General features: G+C 52.2%; 1 protein-coding gene. It reads right to left on the minus strand.

Annotated elements, in window-relative coordinates:
• Positions 1–375: 375 nt before the first annotated feature.
• Positions 376–606, minus strand: a 231-nt coding sequence (locus tag DZ860_RS25380) for a hypothetical protein (RefSeq protein WP_207890683.1), incomplete at its 5' end; no start/stop codon positions are given.

A 606-nucleotide genomic window follows, 5' to 3' on the forward strand; every position in this document is an offset into this window, starting at 1 on the left:
TACGAACACTAGCTATCCGATCACCACTCATACGCCGAACGTTCAATTAACTCAAAATCATCAATCGTTCCAACTAATCTACCGAAGTACTCGGCTAAGAAGAAAGAAGACGGACGAATCCGAGCCAAAGCCGTACAAGCGCGAGMTACCTTCGGGACAGCCTAGGCGGATCCATGCTTTCCAACGAAGCACGCCCATCCAACCTAGGCGAGACMAGGGTTCACATTTCGTTCATCACCCTTGGSCGGCKTTCGAACAGCCGGACTCCCATCMAARGATGGTTGCCAAGAACATCTTCGTTACGGTTTGCTWATTCTCGGAATAACATCAACAAAACTAGGGGAAGGTTTAAAAAACCCACGGTAGTATGAAGTGCTACTCGAAATCTTTGCYACCCGTCTCGTTCCAGTTCCTAGCCGCAAGGTGTCGATGCCCATGGGCGACACTCACACCTCGCTCACACTCGGGACAGCCTAGGCGGATCCATGCTTTCCAACGAAGCACGCCCATCCAACCTAGGCGGGTGGAATCGATGCCCATGGGGACATCTCGGTATTTCGTGCGCAGGACGACTATACCGCCACCCAAACGGCCTAGGAGAATCCA

The sequence above is a fragment of the Vibrio sinensis genome (assembly GCF_003605645.1).
Lineage (GTDB): Bacteria > Pseudomonadota > Gammaproteobacteria > Enterobacterales > Vibrionaceae > Vibrio > Vibrio sinensis.